Origin of the sequence: Streptomyces sp. M2CJ-2, assembly GCF_016757295.1 — a bacterium.
GTDB lineage: Bacteria > Actinomycetota > Actinomycetes > Streptomycetales > Streptomycetaceae > Streptomyces.
Window position 1 is genome coordinate 1 of sequence record NZ_JAESIF010000151.1, and the last position, 5,407, is coordinate 5,407.

The 5,407-nt window shown below is 74.4% G+C and carries 1 protein-coding gene; it reads right to left on the minus strand.

Going from position 1 to position 5,407, the window contains the following annotated elements:
* Positions 1 to 5,407, minus strand: a 5,407-nt coding sequence (locus JL475_RS37865) for a non-ribosomal peptide synthetase (RefSeq protein WP_202282749.1), incomplete at both ends; no start/stop codon positions are given.

Below are 5,407 nucleotides of genomic sequence, written 5' to 3' on the forward strand. Positions count from 1 at the left end.
CGCCCCCGCGATATACAACTCACCGGCCACCCCCGGCGCCACCGGACGCAACCCACCATCCAGCACATACACCCGCATGGAATCCAGCGGCCGGCCGATCGGCACCACGTTGGGCACCCCGGCCGGCGACTCCATCCGGAAGGTGGTGGCAAACGTCGTGGTCTCCGTCGGACCGTACCCGTCGACCACCACCAGCCCCGGACAGGCCTCCAGCACCCGCCGCGCCGCCGCGGCCGGCACCACGTCCCCACCGGTCCACACCTCACGCACCCCGGCCAGACAGCCCGGCTCCTCCTCCACCACCAGCCGGAACAGACCCGCCGTCAGCCACAACCCGGTCACCCCGTACCGGGCCACCACCTCACCCAGCCGCACCGCATCCAGGTCACCGGGCGGCGCGACCACCACCCGGCCACCCCGCAGCAGCGGCGCCCACAACTCATAGGTCGACGCGTCGAACGCCGTCGGCGAGTGCAGCAGCACCCGCTCGTGCCCGGCCCTGAACCGGCCGTCACACGCCAGCGCCACCACATCCCGGTGCGCCACCCCCACCCCCTTGGGGACCCCGGTCGACCCCGACGTGAACATCACATACGCCAACCGGCCCGGATGCTCCACCACCCCGGCACCGACACCCCCGGCACCGACACCCGCGGCCCCGTCGGCCAACGCCCGGCCGACCTCGACCACCGCCGCCCGGTGCACGAACGACTCACCCACCCCGGCGGAATCGACCAGCAGCACCACCGCACCGGTCTCGGCCACGATGTGCTCCAGCCGCGACCCGGGGAACCGCGAATCCAGCGGCACATACGCACCACCCGCCTTGAGCACCGCCAGCAGCGCCACCACCAGGTCCGCGGACCGCTCCATGAGCACCGCCACCCGGTCCTCGGCACCCACCCCGGCCGCCACCAGCACCCCGGCCAGCCGATCCGCCCGCGCGTCCAGCTCCGCGTACGTCAGCACCTCGTCACCGAAGACCACCGCCGGAGCCTCCGGCGTGCGCACCACCTGCGCCGCGAACACCTCCGGCACCGTCCCCGACGGCACCTCACCCCCGGTGCCGTTCCACTCCACCAAAACCCGCTCGAGCTCCCCGGGCAGCAGTGCCTCCAGGGCGCCGACGGCCGTCTCCGGGGCCGCGGTGGCCGCCTCGAGCAGCCGCGCCAGCCGGGCCGCCAGCTGCTCCGCCGTCTCCCGGTCGAACAGGTCGGCTGCGTACTCGACCACGCCGTGCAGCCCGGCCGGGCTGCCGTCCGCGGCGTACTGCTCCTCCAGGGCGACCGACAGGTCGAACTTGGCCGCATCCAATCCCACGGGGTGGGCGGCGGCCTGCACGCCGGGCAGCTCCAGGGCGGCCTCGGCGTTGTTCTGGAAGGACAGCAGCACCTGGAACAGCGGGTGGCGGGCCAGGGAGCGGGCCGGGTTGAGGACCTCGACCAGCCGCTCGAACGGCACGTCCTGGTGGGCGTAGGCCGCCAGGTCCGCCTCCCGCACCCGCTCCACCAGCTCACGGAAGGTCGGGTCACCGGACAGGTCGGTGCGCAGCACCAGGGTGTTGACGAAGAACCCGACCAGCTCGTCCAGCGCCTCGTCGGTCCGCCCCGCGATCGGCGAACCGATCGGGATGTCCTCGCCCGCGCCGAGGCGGTGCAGCAGCGCGGCGAGTCCGGCCTGCATCACCATGAACAGGCTGCTTCGGCTCTCCTGCGCCAGCGACAGCAGCCGCTGATGCACCTCGGCCGACAGCCGCACCGGAACGGTGTCCCCGCGGTAGCTCATCTCTGCCGGGCGGGGTCGGTCGGTGGGCAGTACCAGCTCTTCGGGCAGGCCGGCCAGCGTGTCCCGCCAGTAGCCCACCTGGCGGGCCAGCTCGCTGTCCGGGTCCTCCTCGTCGCCGAGGACCTCGCGCTGCCACAGGGTGTAGTCCGCGTACTGCACCGGCAGCGGCGCCCACACCGGCGCCTGACCCGCACAGCGGGCCGCATACGCGGCCGACAGGTCCCGCCCCAGCGGGGCCATCGACCAGCCGTCACCCGCGATGTGGTGCACCACCACCAGCAGCACATGCTCGTCCGGGCCCAGGGCGAACAGCCGGGCCCGCAGCGGCGTCTCGACGGACACGTCGAAGCCGGTGGCGGCGGCCTCCGCCAGCACCGCGTCCAGCTCCCCGGCGGTGGTCTCGGTGACGCGCAGTTCGGGCCGGGCGGCCTCGGCGTCCAGCACCAGCTGCCGGGGCCGGCCGTCGACATCGGGGAAGACGGTACGCAGCGACTCGTGCCGGGCCACCACATCGGCCAGTGCCGCGGCCAGCGCCTCCACGTCCAGCCCGCCGGTCAGCCGCACCGCCATCGGCAGGTTGTACGTCGCGCTGGTCCCCTCGAAACGGCCGAGGAACCACAGCCGCCGCTGGGCCGGCGACAGCGGGATCTCCGCCGGCCGCTCCATGGGACGCAGCGCCTGGCGGGCACCGTCGGCGTCACCGAGCCGCTCGGCCAGCGCGGCGACGGTGGGCGCCTCGAACAGCGCCCGCACCGGCAGCTCCGCCCCCAGCACGGCGCGCACCCGGCTGACCACCCGGGTGGCGAGCAGCGAGTGCCCGCCCAGGTCGAAGAAGCTGTCGTCGATGCCGACCTTCTCCAGGCCCAGCACCTCGGCGAACAGGGCGCACAGTTCCTTCTCCAGCGCCGTGCGCGGCTCCCGGCCCGTGGTCAGGACCTCGGCTTCGGGGGCGGGCAGGGCCCTGCGGTCCAGCTTGCCGTTGGGGTTCAGCGGCAGCGCGTCGAGGGTGACGAACGCCGAGGGCACCATGTACTCCGGCAGCGCCGCGGCCGCGTGGGCACGCAGCTCCGCCGCCTCCGGCACCCCGCCACCGGCCGGCACCACATAGGCCGCCAGCCGCTTGTCGCCCGGCCGGTCCTCCCGGACCACCACCGCGACCTGACCCACCAGCTCGTGGCCGGCCAGCACGGTCTCGATCTCGCCCAGCTCGATCCGGAAACCGCGCAGCTTGACCTGGTCGTCGGCCCGGCCCAGGTACTCCAGCTCACCGTCGGCGGTCCAGCGGACCAGGTCACCGGTGCGGTACATCCGCTCCCCCGGCGCGCCGAACGGGTCGGCGGTGAACCGCTCGGCGGTCAGGCCGGGGCGGTTCAGGTAGCCGCGGGCCAGGCCCGCGCCGGCCAGGTACAGCTCGCCGGCCACGCCCGGCGCCACCGGACGCAGCGCGCCGTCGAGAACGTAGGCGCGGGTGTTGGCGATGGGCCGGCCGATCGGCGGGGTGCGGTCGATGTCGCCGTCGGCGTACCAGGCGGTCGCGTAGACGGTGGCCTCGGTCGGCCCGTAGATGTTGGCGATCCGGCAGCCGGGCACGGCGGCCCGGATGGTGCGCACGGCGTGCGCCGACAGCGCCTCACCGGCCAGCACCACCGTGTCGGCGCCGAGCCTGACGCTTCCCTGCCCGAGCATGTGGGTCAGCGCGGAGGGCACGGCGCTGATCAGACTGCCGCTCCACTCCTCTGAGGGGTCGTCCAGCGGGGCGAGGATGTCGCGCACCACCTCGATGCAGCCGCCGCTGAGCAGCGGGCCGAACATCTCGAAGACGGAGACGTCGAAGTTGAGCGAGGTGGCGGCCAGCACCCGGGAGAGCTGTTGCGGACCGAAGGAGGCGGCGGCCCAGGCCGCCAGGTCGGCGACGTTGCCGTGCGGGACCACCACGCCCTTGGGGCGGCCGGTGGAGCCGGAGGTGTAGATCACGTAGGCCGGGTGGTGCACGGACAGCGGGGCGAGCCGGTCGGCGTCGCACGGCGCGGTGGCCGGCTGCCGCTCCAGCAGCTCGCGGGTGCCCGGGTCGTCCAGCACCAGGGCGGCGGTACCGGTCGGCAGCACGCCCGCGGCGCCGCTGGTGGTGACCACCAGGGCGGGGGCGGCGTCGGTGAGCATGTAGGCGATCCGGTCGGCCGGGTAGCCCGGGTCGACCGGCAGGTAGGCGGCCCCCGCCTTGAGCACGGCCAGCAGCGCGACCATCATCTGCGCCGAGCGGGGCAGGGCCAGCGCCACCAGCCGCTCCGGGCCGGCGCCGCGGGCGATCAGCAGCCGGGCCAGCCGGTTGGCCCGCGCGTCCAGCTCCGCGTAGGAGACCTCGTCCCCCTGGAAGACCACCGCGGTCGCGTCGGGGGTGCGGGCCGCCTGCGCCTCGAACAGCTGCGGCAGGGTGGCCACGGTGATGTCGAGAGCGGTGTCGTTCCACTGCTCGAGCACCTGGTGCCGCTCCTCGTCGGAGAGCACCTCCACCGTGCCGATCCGCGCCGCCGGGTCGGCGGTGGCCGCCTCCAGGACACGCACCAGCCGGGCCACCAACCGCTCCGCCGTCTCCCGGTCGAACAGGTCGGCGGCGTACTCGACCACGCCGTGCAGCCCGGCCGGGCTGCCGTCCGCGGCGTGCCGCTCCTCCAGGGAGACCAGCAGGTCGAACTTGGCCGCGTCCACGCCGACGTTCTGCGGTCCGGCCTGCACGCCGGGCAGCTCCAGGGCGGCCTCGGCGTTGTTCTGGAAGGCCAGCATCACCTGGAACAGGGGGTGGCGGGCCAGGGAGCGGGCCGGGTTGAGGACCTCGACCAGCCGCTCGAACGGCACGTCCTGGTGGGCGTAGGCCGCCAGGTCCGCCTCCCGCACCCGCTCCACCAGCTCGCGGAAGGTCGGGTCACCGGAGACGTCGGTGCGCAGCACCAGGGTGTTGACGAAGAACCCGACCAGCTCGTCCAGCGCCTCGTCCGTACGCCCCGCGATCACGCTGCCGACCGGAATGTCGTCACCCGCGCCGAGCCGGTGCAGCAGCGTCGCGAGGGCTGCCTGCACCACCATGAACACGCTCGCCCGGCTTTCCCGGGCCACCGTCACCAGCCGCGCGTGTGCCTCGGCCGACAGCCGCACCGGAACGGTGTCCCCGCGGTAGCTCATCTCTGCCGGGCGGGGTCGGTCGGTGGGCAGTACCAGCTCTTCGGGCAGGCCGGCCAGCGTGTCCCGCCAGTAGCCCACCTGGCGGGCCAGCTCGCTGTCCGCGTCCTCCTCGTCGCCGAGGACCTCCCGCTGCCACAGCGTGTAGTCCGCGTACTGCACCGGCAGCGGCGCCCACTGCGGGGCGGTGCCCGCACAGCGGGCCGCATACGCGGCCGACAGGTCCCGCCCCAGCGGGGCCATCGACCAGCCGTCACCCGCGATGTGGTGCACCACGACCAGCAGCACGTGCTCGTCCGGGCCCAGGGCGAACAGCCGGGCCCGCAGCGGGATCCCGGTCGCCAGGTCGAAGCCCTCCCCGGCGGCCTCCGCGAGCACCGCGTCCAGCTCCCCGGCGGTGGTCTCGGTGACACGCAGTTCGGGCCGGGCGGCCTCGGCGTCCAGCACC